This is a genomic window from Streptomyces sp. CY-1 (assembly GCF_047218265.1).
Taxonomy (GTDB): domain Bacteria; phylum Actinomycetota; class Actinomycetes; order Streptomycetales; family Streptomycetaceae; genus Streptomyces; species Streptomyces niphimycinicus.
The window spans coordinates 4529525-4551170 of record NZ_CP178393.1 but is presented as its reverse complement, the minus strand read 5'-3'; the positions used below and the strand labels follow the sequence as shown (position 1 = coordinate 4551170).

General features: G+C 70.9%; 18 protein-coding genes. 10 read left to right on the top strand and 8 right to left on the bottom strand.

Annotation, left to right across the window (positions count from 1 at the left end; genetic code table 11):
• Window positions 1-98: 98 nt before the first annotated feature.
• The 5 genes from ACK1X7_RS19180 to ehuB all read right to left on the bottom strand — a co-directional run bounded on the left by ACK1X7_RS19180 (window position 99) and on the right by ehuB (window position 4217).
• The gene (locus ACK1X7_RS19180; RefSeq protein ID WP_385140753.1) at window positions 99-860 is read right to left on the bottom strand and encodes an IclR family transcriptional regulator domain-containing protein; all 762 of its coding nucleotides are present in this window, start codon (window positions 858-860) and stop codon (window positions 99-101) included.
• Window positions 861-1107: 247 nt separating this feature from the next.
• Window positions 1108-1878, bottom strand: coding sequence for an ectoine/hydroxyectoine ABC transporter ATP-binding protein EhuA (ehuA, locus tag ACK1X7_RS19175; protein ID WP_059142026.1), 771 nt, complete (start codon window positions 1876-1878; stop codon window positions 1108-1110).
• A gap of 22 nt (window positions 1879-1900) precedes the next feature.
• Window positions 1901-2551: an ectoine/hydroxyectoine ABC transporter permease subunit EhuD gene (gene ehuD, locus ACK1X7_RS19170; RefSeq protein ID WP_216347018.1), complete on the bottom strand. Its 651-nt coding sequence runs from the start codon at window positions 2549-2551 to the stop codon at window positions 1901-1903.
• On the bottom strand, window positions 2548-3297 hold the full coding sequence (ehuC, locus tag ACK1X7_RS19165; RefSeq protein WP_385140757.1) for an ectoine/hydroxyectoine ABC transporter permease subunit EhuC: 750 nt from the start codon (window positions 3295-3297) through the stop codon (window positions 2548-2550). Before ehuC ends, ehuD begins: the two co-directional genes overlap by 4 nt.
• Window positions 3294-4217: an ectoine/hydroxyectoine ABC transporter substrate-binding protein EhuB gene (gene ehuB, locus ACK1X7_RS19160; protein ID WP_385140759.1), complete on the bottom strand. Its 924-nt coding sequence runs from the start codon at window positions 4215-4217 to the stop codon at window positions 3294-3296. The genes ehuC and ehuB overlap by 4 nt, the downstream gene beginning before the upstream one ends.
• A gap of 121 nt (window positions 4218-4338) precedes the next feature.
• Here ehuB and ACK1X7_RS19155 point away from each other — a divergent pair, with 121 nt between their 5' ends.
• The gene (locus ACK1X7_RS19155) at window positions 4339-4848 is read left to right on the top strand and encodes a DUF3830 family protein (protein ID WP_211125410.1); all 510 of its coding nucleotides are present in this window, start codon (window positions 4339-4341) and stop codon (window positions 4846-4848) included.
• A 50-nt stretch (window positions 4849-4898) separates the two neighbouring features.
• On the opposite strand, the gene ACK1X7_RS19150 is transcribed toward ACK1X7_RS19155, so the two are convergent.
• Window positions 4899-6314 (bottom strand): amidase, encoded by a 1416-nt coding sequence (locus ACK1X7_RS19150; protein ID WP_413115394.1) that lies wholly within the window; start codon window positions 6312-6314, stop codon window positions 4899-4901.
• Window positions 6315-6339: 25 nt separating this feature from the next.
• Window positions 6340-7287 (bottom strand): D-2-hydroxyacid dehydrogenase, encoded by a 948-nt coding sequence (locus ACK1X7_RS19145; protein ID WP_413115393.1) that lies wholly within the window; start codon window positions 7285-7287, stop codon window positions 6340-6342.
• Between the two features lie 208 nt (window positions 7288-7495).
• On the opposite strand from ACK1X7_RS19145, the gene ACK1X7_RS19140 reads away from it, so the two are divergent.
• From ACK1X7_RS19140 to ACK1X7_RS19115, 6 genes are all read left to right on the top strand, one after another.
• Entirely contained in the window at window positions 7496-8461 is a 966-nt protein-coding gene (locus ACK1X7_RS19140; RefSeq protein WP_413116891.1) for a maleate cis-trans isomerase family protein, read from the top strand.
• A 232-nt stretch (window positions 8462-8693) separates the two neighbouring features.
• Entirely contained in the window at window positions 8694-9449 is a 756-nt protein-coding gene (locus tag ACK1X7_RS19135) for a maleate cis-trans isomerase family protein (RefSeq protein ID WP_413115392.1), read from the top strand.
• A 138-nt stretch (window positions 9450-9587) separates the two neighbouring features.
• Window positions 9588-10835 carry an EfeM/EfeO family lipoprotein gene (locus ACK1X7_RS19130; RefSeq protein ID WP_390793546.1) on the top strand — a complete coding sequence of 416 codons (1248 nt, stop codon included), beginning with the start codon at window positions 9588-9590 and terminating at the stop codon, window positions 10833-10835.
• A complete protein-coding gene (gene efeB / locus ACK1X7_RS19125; protein WP_385140774.1) occupies window positions 10832-12052 on the top strand; it encodes an iron uptake transporter deferrochelatase/peroxidase subunit in 1221 nt (406 codons plus the stop codon). Before ACK1X7_RS19130 ends, efeB begins: the two co-directional genes overlap by 4 nt.
• Window positions 12053-12208: 156 nt before the next feature.
• Window positions 12209-14083 carry a phospholipase C gene (locus ACK1X7_RS19120; protein ID WP_413115391.1) on the top strand — a complete coding sequence of 625 codons (1875 nt, stop codon included), beginning with the start codon at window positions 12209-12211 and terminating at the stop codon, window positions 14081-14083.
• Window positions 14084-14334: 251 nt separating this feature from the next.
• Window positions 14335-15462 carry an LLM class flavin-dependent oxidoreductase gene (locus ACK1X7_RS19115; RefSeq protein WP_203348452.1) on the top strand — a complete coding sequence of 376 codons (1128 nt, stop codon included), beginning with the start codon at window positions 14335-14337 and terminating at the stop codon, window positions 15460-15462.
• A 9-nt stretch (window positions 15463-15471) separates the two neighbouring features.
• Here the strand turns inward: ACK1X7_RS19115 and ACK1X7_RS19110 are convergent, their stop codons facing one another.
• On the bottom strand, window positions 15472-17442 hold the full coding sequence (locus tag ACK1X7_RS19110) for a putative bifunctional diguanylate cyclase/phosphodiesterase (RefSeq protein ID WP_385140782.1): 1971 nt from the start codon (window positions 17440-17442) through the stop codon (window positions 15472-15474).
• Between the two features lie 318 nt (window positions 17443-17760).
• On the opposite strand from ACK1X7_RS19110, the gene ACK1X7_RS19105 reads away from it, so the two are divergent.
• The 3 genes from ACK1X7_RS19105 (at window position 17761) to ACK1X7_RS19095 (ending at window position 21614) form a co-directional block, all read left to right on the top strand.
• A complete protein-coding gene (locus ACK1X7_RS19105) occupies window positions 17761-19026 on the top strand; it encodes a M6 family metalloprotease domain-containing protein (RefSeq protein WP_390793548.1) in 1266 nt (421 codons plus the stop codon).
• A gap of 192 nt (window positions 19027-19218) precedes the next feature.
• A complete protein-coding gene (locus ACK1X7_RS19100; protein ID WP_413115390.1) occupies window positions 19219-20862 on the top strand; it encodes an AMP-binding protein in 1644 nt (547 codons plus the stop codon).
• A 146-nt stretch (window positions 20863-21008) separates the two neighbouring features.
• Window positions 21009-21614 (top strand): response regulator transcription factor, encoded by a 606-nt coding sequence (locus ACK1X7_RS19095; protein WP_216347822.1) that lies wholly within the window; start codon window positions 21009-21011, stop codon window positions 21612-21614.
• Window positions 21615-21646 lie beyond the last annotated feature (32 nt).

The following is a 21646-nucleotide window of genomic DNA, read 5'->3' as shown; positions in this document are numbered from 1 at the left end:
GGGAGGGTGGTTTTGACCATCGCTCTTCGGGGCACAGCCGGAGCCCGCCGAGGGCGGCCGGGACTCCCTCCGAGGGCGGCCGGGGCCGGGATCCCGGCTCAGATGGAGAGGGAGAGCAGCATCGGGGCCGCCTCACGGTTGAGGGCGTCGGCGGCCTGGCGCAGCCGGTGGGCATGGGCCAGGGGGAGGGAGAGGGCCAGACAGCCCACCGAGCGGCCGGCGCTGACCGGCACCGCCGCGCAGACCGTGCCGATCGCGTATTCCTGAAGGTCGAGGACGGGGACGGTGGCGGGCTGGCTGTCCAGCTTGCGGAACAGCACCCTTTCGCTGGTGGTGGTCCGGGAGGTGAGCCGCACCGTCTTGTGGCGGGAGAGATGATCGCGGCGGCTGTCGTGGTCGAGCTGGGTGAGCAGGCATTTGCCGAGTGCCATCGCATGGGCGGCGGAGCGGAAGTCCACCCACTCGTTGACCTTGGGCGTCCGCGGTCCGTCCGCATACTGCGTGATCTTGATTTCGCCGTCCACATAGCGGCTGAGATAGACCGCCGCGCCCACCGAGTCGCGCAGTGCCATGAGGGAGCGCTGGAGCTTGTCCTGGACGGCGTGGCCGCGGCCGGGGCCCGCGGAGCCCAGCAGGGTCAGCGAGATGCCGCCGACATAGGCCCCGTCGGCGATCTGCTCCACATAGCCCTCGCGGCGCAGCATCAGCAGCAGCTCGGTGAGCTGGTGGGCCGGCAACCGGGTCTCCCGGGCGATCATGATGTCGCTGACGCCGGACGCGTGTTTGGCGACGACCTCCAGGATCCGGAGGGCGTGCTGCACCGAGTGGAACGGTGCGGTCGGCTCGGGCCTGAGCGCCACGATTTCCCCCCTCGCAGGTTGGCGTGGCTTTGTATCACGATAACCGCCAAGGGCCTTATCCGGATCGGCTGTTGAGGATATTGCCGAGGTGCCGCACCCCGGTCAGCGGGGGCGTATATCCAGGGCATATGACATAGGCGTGCCCCCGCGGATGGGTCGCGGGGGCAGTGCCGGTCGGTGCCCCGGCTCGGGCCGCATGATCTACCTGGCAGGGGCCAGGTGATCTACCTGGCGGGGGCCGGATGATCTAGAGAACCGCGCTCAGGAACTCCCTCGTCCGCTCGTGCTCCGGCTCGGTGAAGATCTTCTCCGGCGGCCCGGACTCGATCACCCGGCCCGCGTCGAACATCAGCACATCGTCGGAGATGTCCCGGGCGAAGTTCATCTCATGCGTGACGCACAGCATGGTGATGTCCGTCGTATGGGCGATATCGCGCAGCACATCCAGCACCCCGGCCACCAGCTCCGGGTCCAGCGCCGAGGTCACCTCGTCCAGCAGCATCACCTGCGGCCGCATCGCCAGCGCCCGGGCGATCGCCACCCGCTGCTGCTGCCCGCCGGACAGTTGTGTCGGGTACGCGTCGCACTTGTCGCCGAGCCCGACCAGGTCGAGCAGTTCCCGGGCGCGGGTCTCGGCCTCGTCCTTGCTCAGGCCGAGCACATGCACCGGGGCCTCGGTGATGTTCCGCAGCACCCGCATATTGGGGAAGAGGTTGAACTGCTGGAAGACCATTCCGATCTTCTTGCGCACCTCACGGGTGTGCTTCTCGCCCGCCGGGACCAGCGAGCCGCCTCTGTCCTCGTGGGTGAGGTAGTCGCCGTCGACCTTGATCGTGCCCTCGTCCGGTTTGATCAGCGTCATCAGCAGCCGCAGGATCGTGGTCTTGCCCGATCCCGAGGGGCCTATCAGGGTGACGTGCTTGCCGGAGGAGACCGAGAAGTCGAGGTTGTCCAGGACCGTATTGCTGCCGAAGCGCTTGGTCACCTGGTCGAAGCGGATCAGTTCACTGCCGTCCACGGCAGGATTCGTGTGGTCGGTTTCAGTGGCCAAGACGACGCTCCAGGGCTCGCATCAGAAGGGAAGCCGGATAGGCGATGACGATGAAGGCGATGCCGACCATCGTGTAGGGCTCGATGTACTGGAAGGACGACGCGCCTTCCGCGCGCGCCTTCTGAAGCATGTCGACGACGCCGATCAGCGCGAGCATCGGGGAGTCCTTCAGCATCGCGATGACGTAGTTGCCCAGGGCGGGCACCACCCGGCGGATGGCCTGCGGCAGGATCACCGCGGTCCAGGTACGGGCGCGGGAGAGGCTGAGCGCGGTCGCCGCCTCCCACTGCCCCTTGGGCACACCATCGATACCGGCCCGGTAGACCTCTGCGGTGTACGTCGAGTAGTGCAGACCGAGCGCGATCACCCCGGTGGTGAGCGCCGAGAACTTGATGTCCCAGGTCGGCAGCACGTAGTAGAAGAAGAACAACTGCACCAGCAGCGGGGTGTTGCGGATGAACTCCACGACCGCCGCCACCGGCCAGCGCACAAAGCGGGTCGGCGAGCGGAAGGCCATCGCCCACACCAGGCCCAGCGCGAACGCCAGGATCGAGCCCAGCGCGGTCGCCTCCAGCGTGATCAGCAGTCCGCGGCCCAGCTCCGGGAGGAAGTCCTTGGCCACATCCCAGTTCCAGGTCACTGGGCACCTCCCGTGATGATGTTGGACGACTGCTCGGACTCCTGGCGCGCGGACAGCTTCCGGGTCACCAGCGGGCCCTTGTCGGACTTCACCGGAGCCTGGCCGATGCCCGCCTTGGCGCGCCGTTCCAGCAGCCGCATCAGCCGGGTGAGGACGAAGGCCAACACGAAGTAGAGGACCAGGATGATCGCGTAGATCTCCAGGCTGTCGCCGGTCGCCAGCCGCGAGAGCTGGGCGGCGAAGGTGATGTCGGCGACGCTCACCGCGGAGACCAGGGCGGTCGCCTTCAACAGCTCGATCAGCAGATTGTTGAAGGGCGGGATCATCTCCGGGATCGCCTGCGGCAGGATCACCCGGCGCATCCGCTGCGCGGGGGTGAAACTGAGCGCGATGGCCGCCTCACGCTGCGCCGGGGCCACCGAGGCGATCGCGCCGCGCACGATCTCCGAGCCGTACGCCCCGTAGGTGAGGCCCAGCGCCAGCACCGCCGCCCACATCGACACCAGTTGGTACCCGAAGGCCAGCGGCATCACGAAGAACAGCCAGAACATCAGCACCAGGGCCGAGGTGCCGCGGAAGATCTCTACATAGAAACCGGTCAGAAAGCGGACGATCCACAGCCGGGAGGTGCGGGCGATCCCGATGCCGAACGCCACGGCGGCCGCGAAGACCGCGCTGAGCAGGGTGAGCTGGATGGTGATCCAGACGCCCGGAAGAAGCCAGTTTTCCCACAGTCCGGCCGTCATGAGCACAGCTCCTTGGCGGTCAGATCGGTCATCTCTTCCTTGGTGAAGCCAAAGGGGCGCACGATGCGCAACAGCTCGCCGCTCTTCTTCATCTTGTGGAGCTCGATATTGAAGGCGTCCCGGAGCTTGGTCTCCTCCGGCCGGAAGGCGAAGCCGCCGGCGCCGATGTCCGGTTTGCCGTCGACGTACGCCTGGAACGGCTCGGTGGCCTCGGCCTGTCGGCTGTTCCGCTGCTTCACCACGTTGTGGACGGTCACGGTGGTGCCCGCGAAGACATCGGCCCGGCCCTGTTCCACGGCCAGCAGCCCGGCGAGCTGGTCGGGGAGGATCAGCATCTCGCTCTGCTTGATCCCGACGGCTTCCGCGTAGCCGATCTGGGCATATGCGGTGCCGGTGGCCATTTTGGCCTTCTTCTTGGCGATGTCCTCGTAGTTGTGGATGTTCTTGGGGTTCCCCTTGCGCACGATGAACGCGTCACGCATGCGGTAGTCGGGGTCGGAGAAGATCACCTGGGCGCAGCGGTCGGGGTTGATGTACATCCCCGCCGAGACCACGTCGAACTGCTGCGAGCGAAGGCCCGGGATCAGCGAGCCGAACTCGGTCGGCACCGGCTGGACCTTGGCCACTCCCAGCCGCTTGAAGATGATCTTCGCGATCTCCGGCGCCTCGCCGGTGAACTCACCGTTCTTGTCGATATAGCCGAATGGGATCTCCCCCGCTATTCCCAGTCGGACCGTGCCTTGCGACCGCAGTCGCTCCAGCAGATTGCCCCCGTCCTTGGCGCCGGAGCCGGACACCCGGCTGCATCCGGCCGCGCCCAGCAGGCCCAGGGCCGCACCGCCGGCGAGAAGCGAGCGGCGGCTTGGACCCATTTTCGCCATTTCTCTGCTATCGGTGTCTTTCTCACGTGGTGGAGCCATGGGCGCGCGGCTACCCGACTCCGGCAAATGTATGCAGGCTGTTTCCGGCCCTTGATATAGCCGATGCCTGGGTAGGCCCCCTACGGCAGGACTGGTTCCGAAGCGACCTGGAGGAAAGTCGATGGTTGACCGAGCCGACCGGTTCATCGAGGTCTCGCTCGAGAAGCGCGGGGTGAGCTGCACGGCCAAGCTCCTCGACGAGCGAGCGCCGATCACCTGCGAGGCGGTGTGGAACGCACTGCCGCTGGGGGGTGACGTATATCACGCGAAGTATGCGCGCAATGAGATCTATGCGCTGCTGCCCCCCTTCGCACCCGAGGAGCCGCCCCTGGAGAACCCGACGATCACCCCGATCCCCGGTGACCTGTGTTACTTCACCTTCACGGACACCCAGCTCGGGACGAAGTCGTACGGATACGAGACCGACGCCAAGCACCAGGGGCGGCGGCAGGTCGTCGACCTGGCGCTCTTCTACGAGCGGAACAACCTGCTGATCAACGGCGACGCGGGCTGGGTGCCCGGGATCGTCTGGGGCTCGGTCGTCGACGGCCTCGACCGGATGGCCGACGCCTGCCAGGACCTGTGGCGCGCCGGGGCGCTGGGGGAGACCCTCAGCTTCCGCCGGGCGTAGCGCACGCGGCCGGGCCCGGGGCGGTGTCGCCCCGGGCCCAGCCGCGCGCCTTAGGCCGCCGCGGGGCGCACCCCGTCCGCCAGCCCCGCCTCGAACAGCGCGTGCGCCGCCCGTAGCACCAGCGCGTCCGCGTGGCGCGCGCCCACCAGTTGCACCCCGATCGGCAGCCCCGCGCCGCTGAGACCGCACGGCACCGACGCCGCGGGCTGCTGGGTCAGGTTGAACGGGTAGGTGAACGGCGTCCAGCCCGTCCACCGGGTGTGCTCCGACCCCTTGGGCACCTCGACCCCCGCCTCGAACGCGGTGATCGGCAGCGTCGGGGTGACCAGCAGGTCGTACGCGGAGTGGAACCGTCCCATCGCATGGCCGAGGGCCATCCGGACATCCACGGCCGCCAGATGGTCCAGCGCGCTGTACGACGCCCCCTGGGCGCAGATCTCGCGCAGCCCCGGATCCAGCAGCTCCCGGTCCTCCGCCCCCAGCGGCTGTACCACCCGGGCCGCGCCGCTGAACCACAGCGCGTGGAACGCCTCCACCGGATCCTCGAACCCCGGGTCGATCTCCTCGACCACCGCGCCCAGCTCCGCCAGCAGATCCACCGCCCGCCGTACCGCCGCGGCCACCTCCGGGTCGACCGCGGCCGCACCGCCGAGCGCGGGGCTGTAGGCCACCCGCAGCCCGTCCACCCCGCCCCCGCCGGGGGCGAGCGCCTCCTGGAAGCCGCCCCCGGAGGGCGCCAGTTGGGACCAGTCGCGCCAGTCCGGACCGGAGATCACATCCATCAGCAGCGCCGCGTCCGCCGCGTCGCGGGTCATCGGGCCCACATGGGCCAGCGTGCCGAACGCGCTCGCCGGATAGAGCGGAACCCTCCCATAGGTGGGTTTCAACGCGAAGATGCCGCAGAAGGCCGCCGGGATACGGACCGAACCCCCGCCGTCCGTCCCCAGGCTCAGCGGACCCGCGCCCAGCGCCACCGCGGCCGCGCTGCCGCCACTGGAGCCGCCCGCGGTCCGCTGAGGGTCGTACGGATTGCCGGTGACCCCGTAGACCGGGCTGTCGGTGACGCCCTTCCAGCCGAACTCCGGGGTCGTCGTCTTCCCCACGAACACCGCGCCGTGCTCGCGCAGCCGGGCCACCGAGGGCGCGTCCTCGTCCCACGCCTGGCCCTCGGGCCGTACGGTCCGCGAACCGCGCAGCGTGGGCGCGCCGCGCAGCAGCAGGATGTCCTTCACCGACACCGGGACGCCGTCCAGCAGGCCCGCGGGGGCCCCGCGCCGCCACCGCTCGGCGGACTCCTCCGCCTGCCGCAGCGCGCCCTCGGCGTCCACCCGGCTGAAGGCGTTCACCTCCGGCTGTATCTGCTCGATCCGGTGGAGGACGGCACGGGTCGCCTCGACCGGGGAGAGCTCGCCGGAGGCATAGCGCTCGATGAGTTGAACGGCTGTCAGGTTGTGAATGTCCGTCATCCGGCTCTCCGTTCAGGTCGTGCGATCAGTCCACCGGTACGTACCCGAGGCGTTTGTCGACGATGTTGAGCAGTGGCTCGCCCGCGCACCAGCGCTCGTAGTTGTCCTGGAACTGCTCGGCCAGATGGTCGCGCCAGCCGACCGTGTCGCCGCTCATATGGGGCGAGATGAACAGCCCCGGCACGTCCCACAGGGGATCGTCCGAGGCCAGCGGCTCGTGTTCGAAGACATCCAGGGCCGCGCCGCCGATCCGCCGGGCGACCAGGGCCGCCGTAAGGTCCTTCTCGACGACCAGGGGGCCGCGGCCGACGTTGATGAACCGGGCGGTGGACTTCATCCGGTCGAAGATGTTCCGGTCGAACATGCCGCGGGTGGCGTCGGTGAGCGGTGCCGCGCACACCACCCAGTCGGCCGAGGGGAGCAGCTCGGGCAGCTCGTCGCCGCCGCGCACACCCGGCCGCGCGGTGCGGCCGACCAGGTCGACCACCACGCCGAGCGAGGCCAGGGTGGAGTCGATCGCCCGGCCGATGGGGCCCGCGCCCACGACCACGGCGCGGGTACCGGTCAGTCGCATCGTCTCCCGGTGCTGCCAGCGGCGCTGCCGCTGTAGCTCCCAGGTTCCGTGGAAGTCCTTGGCCATGGAGATCACCAGGCCGGCCACGTACTCGGCGATCGGCTGCTCGAAGACCCCTCGGGCATTGGTCAACACGGTGTCGGAGGTGACGAGTTCGGGGCAGAGCAGCCGGTCGACCCCCGCGCTCGCGGTATGGACCCAGGCCGGCCGGGGGCCCTCGCCCGGCCAGGCGTCGCGGACCGCGTCGGAGGTGAAATCCCAGACCAGGAGCACATCCGCGGCAGGGAGGGCCTGGGGGAGCGAATGCTCGTCGCAGACGAGCACCTTCGCCCGGTCCGCCACCCGGTCCAGGCGGACCGGCGGCTGGTCGCCGAAGACGACAACTGTGCTTTCGGACATAGGCGGGAAACCGTTTCGAAACGTGGATGGGTTTGCCTGAAGAAGGAGGGGGCAGGCGCCTCAGTTTGAGGATTGACCACGCTAGGCAGCGGAAACTACCGTCGTCAACAACGGCATCTGTCCCGGCGTCCCCGGCAGTAGGCCGGTCTCTCTCCATCGCAACCTCTGGCCAATGGTCCAGTCCCTCCGTTCCGTATTGGGGCTCGCTTTGGACGTCTCTTTTCTGGGTGGCCCACAGCCGCAGCGCGGCGTGGGTGTGGTGGCACCGTTCGACTTCGCACTCGATCGTGAACTATGGCGCTGGGTACCCGATGAGGTCTCCCTGCACCTCACCCGTACCCCGTTCGTACCCGTCGAGGTCAGCCTCGACCTGGCCCGGCTCGTGAGCGAACACGAGACCTTGCACGACGCGGTGCAGGCACTGGCGGCCGTCGCACCGGAAGTGGTGGCGTACGCCTGCACCTCGGGCAGTTTCGTCGGCGGCGTGGCCGGTGAGCGCGCGATGTGCGCGGCCATGTCCCAGGCGGGTGAGATCCCGACGCTGACCACCTCGGGCGCGCTGCTGGAGGCGCTGCGGGAGATCGGCGCCCGACGGATCGCGGTGGTGACGCCGTACACCCGCTCGGTCACCGACTCGCTCGAGGAGTACCTCGCCGAGGGCGGGATGACCGTCACCGGACGGGCGTATCTCGGCCTGACCCGGCACATCTGGAAGGTGCCGTACCGCGACGTGGTCGACATGGCCCGGCAGGCGGTGGTCGGGGCGACCGACGCGCTCTTCATCAGTTGCACCAATCTGCCGACCTACGACGTGATTCCGCAGCTCGAGGCGGAGCTGCGGATGCCCGTGCTGTCCGCGAACCAGGTCACCATGTGGGCGGCGCTGCGGGCGATCGGCGCCGAGGCGGTCGGGCCGTACCAGGCGCTGATGGACCCGGTCGCCCGGTCCGGTCCGGCGGGGATGTCGGCGTCGCCGATGAGCCGCCCGCTCCCGGTGACGGACCCCGTCGTCGAATCGGTCGAGGCCGTGGTGGACGAGCCGGAGGCGGCGCTGGCCGGGGCGGCGTCGCCCGGGCTGGACGGCGATCCGGCCGACGGGCTCGACCCGGGCTTTGGCACCGGCCTCGGCGAGGGCCCCTACCTCGACGATTCGGGCGGCCCGTCGGCGGTGTGACGGGCGGGCCCGCCCGCCGGAGTGCGGGGCGGGCTCGCCGCCGGTGTGACGGGCAGGTTCTGTCGCCGGTGTGCGGGGCGGGCCCGTCACCTGCGCGAGGGGCGGGCCCGTTCACCTGCGCGAGGGGAGTTGTCCGGCGGGTGGGAACCTGCCGGGCCTCCGCGGTGTATGAGAAGTGACAGCAGTGCAGCAGGGGGCGGCGCTCACGGGGGCCGCCAGTAAGGAGGCAGTCATGGTGGACTCGACGCACCCGGCCCCGGACACGGTCGGCTTTCTCTACCCCGGATACTCCGCCGAGGACGAATACCCCCGCCTGGAAGGCATGCTCGGCGGCGACAGCGGCGATATCCGGCTTCCCCTGGTCCATACCGACATCGGTGAGGACGCCCATCGGGTCGACGCCCTGCTGGAGATGGGGTCGGCGGCCCGCCTCGCGGCGGGGGTCGCCGAGCTCGCCGAGCGCGGGGCCCGGGCCGTGGTCTGGGCCTGCACCAGCGCCAGCTTCGTCTTCGGCTGGGAGGGCGCCCATGAGCAGGTGCGTGAGCTGGGCGAGACGGCCGGATTGCCCGCCTCCAGTACCTCCTTCGCCTTCGCCCACGCGGTGCAGGCGCTCGGCGCCGAGCGGGTGGCCATCGCCGCCACCTATCCGGAGGATGTCGCCGACTACTTCAGGGCATTTTTGAAGGCCGCGGGCGCCGAGGTGGTCTCGATGCGCGGCAGCGGGATCATCACGGCCGCGGAGGTCGGCACCTGGGGCCGGGCAGAGGTGCTGGAGCTGGCCCGCGCCGGGGATCACCCCGAGGCCCAGGCGGTGCTCCTTCCCGACACCGCCCTGCATACCGCCGCCTGGATTCCGGATCTGGAGGCGGAGCTGGGCAAGCCGGTGCTCACGGCCAACCAGGTCACCGTCTGGGAGGGGCTGCGGCTGCTGGGCCGCGATCCGGTCCATGACCGGCTGGGCACGCTCTTCGCCCGGAGCGGCGGATAGCGGCGGGTGGTCCGGCCGCCGAGGGGCGCGGCACGCTGGCCGAGCGGCGGTGACGGGGAGCTGAATCCCGGCGGAATTCCATGTTGCTCTTTCGCCATCACGGCATTCCGCTTATCGGACTGCGCCTAGCATGCAGCCGTGCGTCGCCAACATCTCTCCCCGGTCCCGCCGGCACGTTATCTGCTGGTCGCCGGCGCGGTGACGGTGGCCGCGGCCGTCGGAATCGGCGTGCTGGCGGTCGGCGGAGACTCCTCGGACGACCCTCGTGCGAACCCCTCCGCGACCGCGAGCGCGCCCGCGAAGGCATCGGACGGGCTTCGGCACACCTCCGTCGAGGTGTCCGAGGGCGGCTGCGGCCGCGGCTGGACCGATGCCTCCCGTGGCAAGCAGGTCTTCGATCTGCGGAACACCTCCAGCAGACCGGCCGAGGTCTATCTCACCGATCCGGCGAACGGCGCCGTCTACGGAGAGGTGGAGGGCCTGGGCCCCGGCACCAGCAGACCGCTGAGCGTCACGCTCGGCGGTGGCTCCTACGCCTTCGTCTGCCTGCCCGAGGAGGTGGACGCGGTCACCGGGCCCACCGTCACCGTCCCCGGACCGGCGCGGGGCGGTGGTCCGGCCGCGGTTCCGGTCAACCAGCAGGATCTGATCCCGCCCACCATCGCCTACCAGAAGTGGGTCACGGGCCGGATGGACGAGCTGGTGCGGCGCACGGACGCGCTGCGCTCGGCCATCCGCTGCGGTGACCTGGCCACGGCCCGTGCGGCCTGGCTGCCCGCCCATCTGGTGTACGAGCGGATGGGCGCCGCCTATGGTGCCTTCGGCGACGCCGACGGGGCCATCAACGGCACCACGGCGGGGCTGTCCGGCGGGGTCCATGACCCGGACTTCACCGGATTCCACCGCCTCGAGTACGGCCTGTGGCACGGCCAGTCCGCGAGTTCCCTGCGCCCGGTCGCCGACCGGCTCGTCAAGGACGTCCGAGGGCTGCGGGACGACTGGCCGCAGGAGCGGATGGACCCGGCCGACCTGGGCCTGCGTGCGCACGAAATCATGGAGAACACCGTGCAGTTCGAGCTGACCGGCCGCACCGACTACGGCAGCGGCACCAATGTGGCCACCGCGCGGGCCAACCTCGACGGCACCCGGGCCGTGCTGACCCGGCTGGAGCCGCTGCTGAAGCCCCGTGCCCCGTGGCTGCCCGAGCTGAAGAGCGACCTGGGCCGCACCGAGCGGACCCTGGAGCGCTCGCACCACGGGGACCGCTGGACCCCGCTGGACCGGCTGAGCCGCACCGACCGCCAGCGGCTCAACGCGGACGCGGGCGCGCTGGTGGAGCGGCTGGCGCGGGTGGCGGCGCTGATGGATGTGCGGAGGACCCGGTGAGCGAGGTGCTGCGCAGGGGCTTTCTGCTGGGCGCGGCCGCGGGCACGGTCGGCGCGGTGGCGGGCGCGGCCGGGGGCACTGCGGCCGCGAAGGAGGGGGAGCGGGAGCAGAAGCCCGCCCGCGTCCCCTTCCACGGCGCCCATCAGGCCGGCATCCTCACCCCGCCCCAGCGGGCCACCGCGCTCATCGCCTTCGACGCCATGGCCGAGGGGCGGGAGGAGCTGACCGACGCCTTCCGTGCGCTCACCGAGCGGTGCCGTTTTCTCACCACCGGAGGCACCCCCGACCCGGTCGGGATCACCGCGCCGCCCGCCGACTCCGGCACCCTGGGCTCCCAGGTGGCCGCCGACCGGCTGACCGCGACGGTCGGCGTGGGCGCCTCGCTCTTCGACGAGCGGTACGGACTGGGGGACCGCAGGCCCCGGCGGCTGACCGCGATGCGGTCCTTCCCCGACGACGATCTCGACCCCGACTGGTGCCATGGCGATCTGAGCCTTCAGCTCTGCGCCGACAACACGGATACGGTGCTGCACGCGCTGCGCGACATCGCCCGGCACACCCGGGGCGCGTTGCAGATCCGCTGGCGCGTCGACGGCTTCGTCAGCCCGCCGCGCCCGTCCGGCACCCCGCGCAATCACATGGGGTTCAAGGACGGTACCGCCAATCCGGACACCGATGACGCCCGTGCGATGGACCGTCTGGTGTGGGTGGGCGCCCACTCCGGGGAGCCGGCCTGGACGACCGGCGGCAGCTATCAGGTGATCCGGCTGATCCGGATGCTGGTGGAGTTCTGGGACCGGGTCTCGATCAGCGAGCAGGAGCGCATGTTCGGCCGCAACCGGGACTCGGGCGCCCCGCTGGACGGTCAGCATGAGTTCGACACCCCGCGCTACGCACAGGACCCCAAGGGCGACATCATTCCGCTGGACAGCCATATACGGATGGCCAATCCGCGCACCGCCCGGACCGAGGACCAGCGCATCCTCCGCCGCGCCTACAACTACGACCGGGGCATGGACGCCAACGGCAACTTGGACATGGGGCTGCTGTTCTGCTGCTATCAGCAGGATCTCGCCCGTCAGTTCGAAACCGTGCAGAAGCGTCTGGCGGGGGAGCCGCTGGTGGACTACATCACCCCCTTCGGCGGCGGCTATTTCTTCGCGCTTCCCGGGGTGAGAGACCGCTCCGACTGGCTGGGACGGACCCTTCTGTCCTGACACCGCCCCACCTTCCGGTCAAGAACGTCTCAAGAGTTCCTTGGATTCTTCTGACCCTCTATTCACTCGGCCGCCTCCATGGATTCCATCGGAGAGTCCTGCCCGCGGCACAGGATCAGGCGCAGGCGTGAATCGCGAATCATGTGGAGGCATGGGATGGGCGGCACGGCAGGATCCGAAGGCGGCCGACGGCGTGGCCGGGTAGCGCGCTGGGGTGCCCTGGCCGGCGCCGCGGCCCTGGCGACCGTGGGCGGGGTGGCCCCCGCATGGGCCGCGCCCGCCAAGAGCGGCGGCACCGCGACCCCGGTGAAGCATGTGGTGGTGATCTTCGACGAGAACATCTCGTTCGACCACTACTTCGGCACCTATCCGAAGGCGGCGAACACGGACGGCACGAAGTTCACGCCGTCCAAGCACACACCCGAGAACATCGACACCCTGGCGCATGCCGGGCTGCTGAAGAACAACCCCAATCTCTACAAGCCCAAGCGGCTGGCCGGCGACCAGGCCATGACCTGCGACCAGAACCACTCCTACGGGCCCGAGCAGTACGCGGCCAATGGCGGCAAGGCCGATAAGTTCGTGGAGAACACCGAGGTCAGCAAGTGCACCGGGCTCTTCGGCGAGCCCGGTCTGGTGATGGACTACTACGACGGCAACACCGTCACCGGCCTGTGGAACTACGCCCAGCACTATGCGATGAGCGACCGTTCCTTCAGCTCGGCCTACGGCCCCTCCACTCCCGGAGCGCTGGAGCTGATCTCGGGCCAGACCCACGGCGTGATCTCCACCGACCCCAAGTCCTCCACCGAGAACCCCCGGCCGACCGACAAGCCGGACGCGTACACGGTGGCCTCGCCCGATGCCAAGGGCGTCGGCACGATGATCAACGACCCGGATCCGGCCTTCGACGACTGCTCCAACAAGGACCACACCAGCGCGAACGCCCTGGCCCGCATGCAGGGCAGGAACCTCGGCGATCTGCTCAACGCCAAGGGCGTGACCTGGGGCTGGTTCCAGGGCGGCTTCCGGCCCAGCACCGCCTGGGACGGCCGGCAGGACCACTACGCCAAGTGCTCCGGCACCACCCATAAGAACGTCGGCGGCGCCGCGTCGGTGGACTACAGCCCGCACCACGCCCCGTTCCAGTACTACAAGTCCACGGCCAACCCGCATCACCTCCCGCCGAAGAATGTGCGGGAGATCGGCCGGAGCGGTCAGGCCAACCACAACTACGACCTCACCGACTTCGACGCGGCGCTCAAGACGGGCCATCTGCCGGCCGTCAGCTTCCTGAAGGCCGCCGAGTACCAGGACGGCCACGCCGCCTACTCCGACCCGATCGACGAGCAGCACTTCCTGGTCAAGCAGATCAACGCGATCCAGAAGTCGCCGCAGTGGAAGGACACCGCGGTCGTCGTCGCGTACGACGACAGCGACGGCTGGTACGACCACGCCTACGCCAAGCCGCTCAACGGGTCGACGGACAAGACCGCCGGCTCCAACGGCAAGGCCACCGACAGCCCCGCCTGCCAGTCCGGCCCCGAGCCCGCGGCCGGCTACCAGGACCGCTGCGGCCCCGGCCCCCGGCAGCCGCTGCTGGTGATCTCCCCCTTCAGCAAGGCCAACAAGGTCGACCACACCCAGACCGAGCAGACCTCGATCACCCGCTTCATCGAGGACAACTGGCACACCGGCCGGATCGGTGACGCCTCCTTCGACAGCCGGGCGAACTCGCTCTCCGGGCTGTTCGACTTCCGCCACCCCAACAACACCCAGGTGCTGCTGAAGTCCGACGGCTCGGTCGCATCGGTGCAGAAGGCCGGTCACTATACGACCTCCGCGCTGGCCGCCCACGCCCCGATCGTGAACGCGGCCGCCGCCAACGCCCTGACCACCCGGCGTCTGGCCGACGACCGGGGCACCTCCGTCGCCCTGCCCATCGGCCTCACAGCGGGTGTGCTGGTGCTCGGCGGCGCCGGTACGGCGCTGGCCATCCACCGTCGCCGCACCGTGCGGACCGCGGGCTAGGCCCCTCCGCGCGAGCACGGCACACCGCCGTCGGGTCCGCCGCCACACCTCCTCCCCAGGTGGCGGCGGACCCGGCCGTATGCGGGGGCGGGGATGTCGCGGGCCACACAGCGGCGGGGGGAAACAGCGGCTGGGAATAAAGCGGAGCCTTTCTCCGGTTGAATGCGGGCGGTAGACGTAGAGGCGTACCTGGACGGAGAAATCCGGACAGACGTACGCGCACCGCAGTGCGACCAGGGAGGCGGGCCACCGTGGCCGATGAGCAGGACCGGCGAGACGACCAGCACGACACCATCCGGGCCCGGCCGCTCGGCAGCGCACCGGTGCCCCTGTCGGTGCTGGACCTCGCGACCGTCGGCAGCGGGGTGACGGCCGCCGAGGCGCTGCGGACCACCACCGAGCTCGCCCGGCTCACCGAGCGCCGGGGCTTCCACCGCTTCTGGGTGGCCGAGCACCACTCCATGCCCGGGGTCGCCAGCACCTCCCCGGCGGTGATCCTCGCCCATCTCGCCGCGTACACCGAGCGGATCCGGCTGGGCTCCGGCGGGGTGATGCTCCCCAACCACGCCCCGCTGGTCATCGCCGAGCAGTTCGGCACCCTGGAGGCGCTCGCCCCCGGCCGGGTGGACCTCGGCCTCGGCCGGGCGCCCGGCACCGACGGGGCCACGGCCGCCGCCCTGCGCCGCACCGACCGGCTGCGCGAGGGCGCCGACGACTTCCCCCAGCAGCTCGCCGAGCTGACCCGCTTCCTCGACGACGACTTCCCCGACGGCCACCGCTACGCCCGTATCCACGCGGTGCCGGGGCCGGTGCAGGGCACCGTGCCCGGCGGGGTCCAGTCCGCCGACCGGCCCTCGATCTGGCTGCTGGGCTCCAGCGGATTCAGCGCCCGGCTCGCCGGGATGCTCGGTCTGCCGTTCTCCTTCGCCCACCACTTCTCCGCGGCCAACACCGTGCCCGCGCTTGACCTCTACCGCGAGACCTTCCGGCCGTCCGCCGCGCTGGACCGGCCGTACGCCTCGATCGGCGTCTCGGCCTTCGCCGCCGAGGACGAGAAGGAGGCCCACCGGCAGGTGCTCACCGGCGCCCTGGCCATGGTCCGGCTGCGCACCGGCCGTCCCGGTCTGGTGCCGACGCCCGAGGAGGCCGAGGCGTACGAGTTCAACGAGATCGAGCGCGACTTCATCAACAGTTGGCTCGCCAATGTCGAGTACGGCACCCCGGACCAGGTCCGCGAGGGGCTCGACGGGCTGATCAAGCGCACCGGAGTGGACGAAATCAAGATCACGGCCAATGCGCACGGCCGTGACGCCCGTCTGCGCTCGTACGAGCTGATCGCGGATGCCTACGATCTCCCGACGGCGCAGACGGAGGCGTAGCCCCAGGGCCTAGCCGGAGGCCGGGCAGGTGATCATCGTCTGTATGCGGTCCGGCGGCACCGGACGGGAGTAGAACCACCCCTGTCCGGTGTCGCAGCCGATCCGCCTCAGCCGCTCCGCCTGCTCGGCGCTCTCCACGCATTCGGCCGTCACCGTGAGGCCCAGCCGGTGCGCGAGCTGCACCAGCGCCTCGACGATGGTCTCGTCGGCCGGATTCGGATGCTCCTCCGCCCGGAACCCCTGGACGAACGAGCCGTCCAGCTTGAGCGTGGAGACCGGCAGCCGGCTGAGATAGGCGAGGTTGGAGTAGCCCGTCCCGAAGTCGTCGATCGCGATGGGCACGCCCATGTCGCTGAGCCGCTGAAGCGCCTGGAGCGGACGCCCGGTCGACCCCATCACCGCCGACTCGGTCAGCTCGAGCTGGAGCAGATGCGGCGGCAGCCCGGTCTCCGCCAGGATCGTGCCGACATCGGCGACCAGGTCGGAGTCCCACACCTGGCGGACCGCCACATTGACGCTGACCACCAGCGGATGGGTCGGATTGGCCAACTGCCAGGCGCGGGCCTGGCGGCAGGCGGTGCGCAGCACCCACCGCCCCAGCGGCACGATCGCGCCGTTCTCCTCGGCCAGCGGGATGAACCGGTTCGGCGACAGCCGCCCGAACTGCGGATGGTCCCAGCGCACCAGCGCCTCCACCCCCCGGACGACCCCGTCGCCCAGCCCCACCAGCGGCTGGTAGTCGAGCACGAACTCCTCGCGCTCGACCGCCGGGCGCAGGGTGCTGGAGAGCGCCTGACGGGTCATCCGATGGGCGTTGCGCTCGGGGTCGAAGAGGGTCCAGCGCGCCTTGCCGTCCTCCTTGGCCCAGTACAGCGTGGTGTCCGCGGCCTGCATCAGCCAGGTGGTGTGGGTGCCGGCCGCGGGCCGCTCCACCACGCCGATGCTCGCCGACACCGACAGCCGCTGCCCGCCCACGTCGAACGGCTCCTGTAGGGCGGCCAGCAGTGACCGGGCGAGGTCGCAGAGCTGTTCGGTGCCGGTGGAGTTGCGCACCAGCAGGGCGAACTCGTCCCCGCCGAGCCGCGCCACCAGATGGCCGCCGGGCGCGGCGCATTCGGTGAGCCGCTGGGCGACCGCGCCGAGCAGCCGGTCGCCGACCCGGTGGCCGAGGGTGTCGTTGACCGCCTTGAAACCGTCCAGGTCGAGATAGCAGAGCCCGATCCGCCCGGTGCCCCCGTGGTCGTAGGTGGCCGCCTCCAGCGCCGAGGTCATCCGCTCGAAGAACAGGCTGCGGTTGGGCAGCCGGGTCACCGGATCGTGCATCTGTAGATGGCGCAGCCGCCCCTGGAGGTCCCGCTGATCGCTGATGTCGGCCATCGACAGCAGAAGAGTGTGGCTGTCCGGGGCGGGCTCGATGGTGATCTCGGCCCACAGGGCATGGCCGTCGGGGCGCAGCAGGCGCCGGGTGCGGCGCAGCCGCGCGAGACGACCGCCCAGCACGTCCCGGTACTCCTTCCAGGTGCGCGGATCCTCGCGCAGATTGGCCAGATCCGCCGCGCTGCGGGTGGTCAGCATGGCCGGATCGGTGCCGAGCAGGGCGCCGAGCGCGGGGTTGGCGTCGCGCACCCTGCCCTCGCGGTCGACGACGGCCATGGCGAGGCGCGCCACATTGAAGGCGGCGCGGTAGTCGGCGGGCGCGGGGCCCGGGGTTGGGCCGGGGCCCGGGGGCGCGCCCGACGCCGAGGGCGCCCCCGGTGTTGGGGGCGTGCCCGGGGCCGGGGGCGCGCCCGGGGCCGACGGCGCGCCGATGGCTGGGCGAGGTGCGCCGGCGTCCTCCGCAACAGGAAGGACGCTGGGGGCAGCATCACGCTCTGTGATCGTCGGCAGCGTCGCGCCCAGGGCGCGGCCCTGCCCGTCAGGGATTCCGCTCACCGCTCGCTCCCGCGTGGCGTTCGTTGTGTCCAGGTTGTTCGTACGCATCTTGTTGTCTCACACCGGGTGCCGGGCAGACCGTAATTTCCTGCCTGAAGGGGGATTCCCCGCTGGACGTGTGCCGATCATAGGGGCTCGTACTCCGGGGGTTCCATCGACGTCATCGCGCTCACCGCCGCCTTGACAATGTGTTTGGTCGTATCTGTTCGACTCTGCGCGGGCCAACAGCCGCTCTGACCGATTGTGACCGTCTGTTACGTACCCGGATAGCGGCCTCTTCACTCGACCAGCCCATCTCAACAGGGCGTACCCCGCCAATTCACCTCAGGGTGGAGTGGGTGTTCGGACTACGCCCGGGAGGTCGACATGGTGCGTCCTCAGGTACCCGATGGGGCGCACCGACAGCCTCGGCTGCGTCGGACCGGGGCCCTGCTGACCTCGTTGAGCGCGCTCATCGCGACCACCGTGGTGGCGGGCCCCGCTGTCGCGGCCGGCCCCGGCGGACCCTGTGACCTGGAACGTACCGATGCCCACCACTCGGAGGGCCTGGACACCTGGAACTCCCGCTATCCGCGGCCGGTGCGCCGATTGGACGCGGCGATGGTCTTTCTGTCGTTCCCGGACGCCAAGCCCAGAGTATCCCCGGCCCGGCTGGCCGCCGACCATATCCCGGCGACCCCGGATTTCTTCAAGCGGGCGTCCTACGGGAAGTTCGCGCTGCGGGTGCATCCGCTGCGGCGCTGGCTCACCATGCCCCAGCGCTCCACCGCGTACGCCATACAGCGCGACTGGAACGCCAAGCGCCGGGCCGCGTATCTGCGCGACGCCATCGCCTCCGCCGATCCGCACCTCGACTTCGGCCGCTATGACCTCGTCTATCTGGTCGCCGACCCCGATGCGCCCGGTGTGGACGCCGATGCGACGAAAGTGGTCAACTTCGAAAAGCCACTGCGCGCCGATGGCGTCGATCTGCGCCGTCTGGTCACTGTTTTCGAACACCATCCGCCGGACCGCAATGTCCTGGCCCATGAGACCGGCCATGTCTTCGACCTGCCCGACCTCTACCACCGGCCGAAGGACACCGACGCCAGCGCCGAATGGGACACCTACGTCGGCGACTGGGATTTGATGGGAAGCCAGTTCGGCATGGCACCCGATCCGTTCGGCTGGCACAAGTGGAAGCTGGGCTGGCTCGGCGCGCGCCAGGTGGCCTGCGACCGCGTCATCGGTCCGCGCCGGTACACCCTCCAGCCCCTCGCCGCCCCCATGAAGCGGGACAGACCCGGCGGCGACACTCGCACCCGGCTGGTCGTGGTCCGCACCGGGCCCACCACCGCGCTGGCCATCGAGGCCCGCGGCGGCCGTGGCAACGACGCGGGCACCTGCACCGAGGGCGTGCTGGTCTACCGCGTCCAGAACGACAAGGCGTCGGGCGACGGCCCCGTCCAGGTGCTGGACGGCCACCCCACCACCTCCGCCTGCTGGAACGAGTCGGTCTACCCCGAACTCGCCGATGCCCCGCTCGGCGTCGGCGACAGCCTGTCGGTCAAGGAGGACTCCGTACGGATCACGGTGGCCGGCCGCGCCGCCGACGGGGGCTGGACCGTCCGGGTCAACCGCCGGGCGCCGTGATGACGGTGCCGCGCCGATCTCCGGCGACCGGTTGCCGGGCGGCTGACGGAGCCCCGCGCATGACCAGGTCGGGCGGCTGACCGAGCCGCGCCGATGGCCGCCGCGCGCTCATAACCGGTGATCAAGTCGGCTTCGAGGTGCCGCTTCGAGACTGTGGGCCCCTTTCCGACGTCGGGCGCCCGGGAGTTGAGAATGCCGCGACACGCGAATCTGGCCGAGGCCCTGAAGGAACGGGCCCTGCGGCACGCCGACGGTACGGCGCTCGCCCACCCCGTCGACGACGGCACCGAACACCGCGTGTCCTACGCCGCGCTCGACGCCCGAGCCGACGCCGTGGCCGCCTGGCTGCGCGCCCGGGACGCCGCCGGCCGCCGGGTGCTGCTCGCCATGGACCCCGGTCCGCACGCCGCGGTGGCGCTGCTCGGCTGTCTGTACGCGGGCGCCGCCGCGGTGCCCGTCCCCGCGCCGTCCGCCTCCCGGACCGATGCCGAGCGCACCGCCTCGGTCGTCCGTGACGCCGCCGTGGACCTCGTCCTCACCGAGACCGCCCACGCCACCGAGACCTCCCGCAGGCTCTCCCGGATCGGCCGCGCCGGTCTGACCTGCCTCGCCGTCGACGGACTCCGCCCCGACGCGTACGCCGACGCGCCCCGGCAACCCGTCCGCACCACCGCCGACAGCCTCGCGCTGCTCGCCTACGACTCCGGGCCCGCCACCGCCCCACGCGGCGCCCTGCTCACCCATGGCAGCCTTACGGCGGCCATGGCAGGGCTGCGGCGGACGCTCGGCACCGACCGCCACTCCCGGATCGGCGGCTGGCTGCCGCGCCGCCACACCCCCGGGCTGATCGGGCAGGTGCTGCATCCGCTGTGGCTGGGCGCCACCGCCGTGACACTTCCGGCGGAGCCGTTCCGTACCGATCCGCTCGGCTGGCTGCGGGCCATCAGCCGCCATGGCATCACCGAAACCGTCGCGCCCGACATCCTCCACGCCCGTTGCGCCGCCCTTCTCGGCGACGAGCGGCCGGCCGGGCTCGACCTCTCCCGCTGGCGCACCGCGCTGAACGCCGGGGAGCCGGTCTCGCCCGGGACCATGGCCGCCTTCCCCCACCGCTGCGCGCCCCTGGGGCTGCGCCCGGGCACCCTGGTGGCCGGATACGTCCCGGCCGAGGGATCCCCGGTGGCGCTGGCCACCGGGCGCGCACCGGTGCCGGGCGCGGACTTCGCCGTCGTGGACCCGCTGACCGGGCGCCGGCTGCCGGACGGGGCGCCCGGGGAGATCTGGGTGCGCGGCCCCGCCGTCGCCACCGGCCACTGGGGTGGTCCGCCGGACACCGCGCCGCTGTTCGCCGCCCGCGTCGCCGAGGGCCCGGGCGGCTTTCTGCGCACCGGCGATCTCGGCCTTACGGTGAACGGCCAGCTCCGGATGACCGGCCGGCTCCGGGACGCCCTCCTGGTGGACGGCCACACCTTGCATCCCCAGGACGTGGAGCGCGAACTGCTGCGCTGCGCACGGGCGCTGGGGTCCGCCCGGGTGTTCTGCGCGGGGCCCGGCGCGGGGGCGCTGGTGGTCGTCCAGGAGGTCGTCCGTACGGCGGGTGGGGCGCGCACCGGGCTGCCCCGGCTGGCGGCGCGGATCCGGGCCCTGATCGCGGAGGAGTTCGGCGTCGTGACCGGCGCGCTGCTGCTGGTGCGCCCCGGTACCGTGCGCGGGGCGGGAACCGCCAAGGTGCGGCGCGCCCTGCTGCGCGAGCGCTATCTGCGGGGGGAAGTGCGCGCCCTGCACGCCGAGTTCGGTCCGGAGGTCGGTGCGCCCTGCCGGGGTGGTGCGGCATGACAAAGGGGCGCGCGGTCGCGCTCGCGCAACCAGATATGCGTTCGACGGGCGCATTTGCCCGCGAATCTATGGAAGGGCCGGGAGAGCCGGGGAATAATCGGCATGCGGGGTGATGACGGCGGGGCGCGGGGAAAGCAGGGGGCGGGATGGTCAGAGTGCTGATCGCGGAAGACATGCATATGTTGCGCAAGGCATTGGTCGCCCTGCTGGAATTCGAACCGGACATCGAGGTGGTGGCCGATTTCTCCAACGGCGCCGATATCCTGCCGCGCGCCCGTGAACTCCGCCCGGATGTCGCGGTCCTCGACATCGATCTGCCGGGTATGGACGGGCTCACCGCCGCGGCCGAGCTGAGCACCGCCGTTCCCGAATGCCGCACCATGATGCTCACCAGCCTCGGCCGCCCCGGAAATCTGCGCCGGGCGCTGGCCGCCCATGTCTCCGGCTTTCTGCTGAAGGACAGCAGCCCCGAGAAGCTGAGCGACGCCATCCGCGCCGTCGCCCGGGGCGAGCGGGTGATCGATCCACAGCTCGCGCTGGCCGCCCTGGACGACGGTCCGCAGCCGCTGACCCCGCGTGAGCTGGAGGTTCTGCGGTTCGCCGCGAAGGGGGAGGAGTCCGCGCAGATCGCGGCCAAGCTGTTTCTGTCGGTGGGCACCGTGCGCAACTATCTGACGTCCGCCGTGACCAAGCTGGACGCCCGCAACCGGGTCGACGCCATCCGGATCGCCCGCGAGGCGGGCTGGCTGTAGAACGCGCCGGGCCCGCACGACCGTCAGGCCGC

What these genes read in the sequence shown, in the direction of transcription:
- ehuC (WP_385140757.1), bottom strand. Translation starts at nt 3,297, where the DNA reads ATGACGGCCGGACTGTGGGAAAACTGGCTTCTTCCGGGCGTCTGGATC.
- ehuB (WP_385140759.1), bottom strand. Translation starts at nt 4,217, where the DNA reads ATGGCTCCACCACGTGAGAAAGACACCGATAGCAGAGAAATGGCGAAA.
- ACK1X7_RS19155 (WP_211125410.1), top strand. Translation starts at nt 4,339, where the DNA reads ATGGTTGACCGAGCCGACCGGTTCATCGAGGTCTCGCTCGAGAAGCGC.
- ACK1X7_RS19150 (WP_413115394.1), bottom strand. Translation starts at nt 6,314, where the DNA reads ATGACGGACATTCACAACCTGACAGCCGTTCAACTCATCGAGCGCTAT.
- ACK1X7_RS19145 (WP_413115393.1), bottom strand. Translation starts at nt 7,287, where the DNA reads ATGTCCGAAAGCACAGTTGTCGTCTTCGGCGACCAGCCGCCGGTCCGC.
- ACK1X7_RS19135 (WP_413115392.1), top strand. Translation starts at nt 8,694, where the DNA reads ATGGTGGACTCGACGCACCCGGCCCCGGACACGGTCGGCTTTCTCTAC.
- ACK1X7_RS19120 (WP_413115391.1), top strand. Translation starts at nt 12,209, where the DNA reads ATGGGCGGCACGGCAGGATCCGAAGGCGGCCGACGGCGTGGCCGGGTA.
- ACK1X7_RS19110 (WP_385140782.1), bottom strand. Translation starts at nt 17,442, where the DNA reads ATGCGTACGAACAACCTGGACACAACGAACGCCACGCGGGAGCGAGCG.
- ACK1X7_RS19105 (WP_390793548.1), top strand. Translation starts at nt 17,761, where the DNA reads ATGGTGCGTCCTCAGGTACCCGATGGGGCGCACCGACAGCCTCGGCTG.
- ACK1X7_RS19100 (WP_413115390.1), top strand. Translation starts at nt 19,219, where the DNA reads ATGCCGCGACACGCGAATCTGGCCGAGGCCCTGAAGGAACGGGCCCTG.
- ACK1X7_RS19095 (WP_216347822.1), top strand. Translation starts at nt 21,009, where the DNA reads ATGGTCAGAGTGCTGATCGCGGAAGACATGCATATGTTGCGCAAGGCA.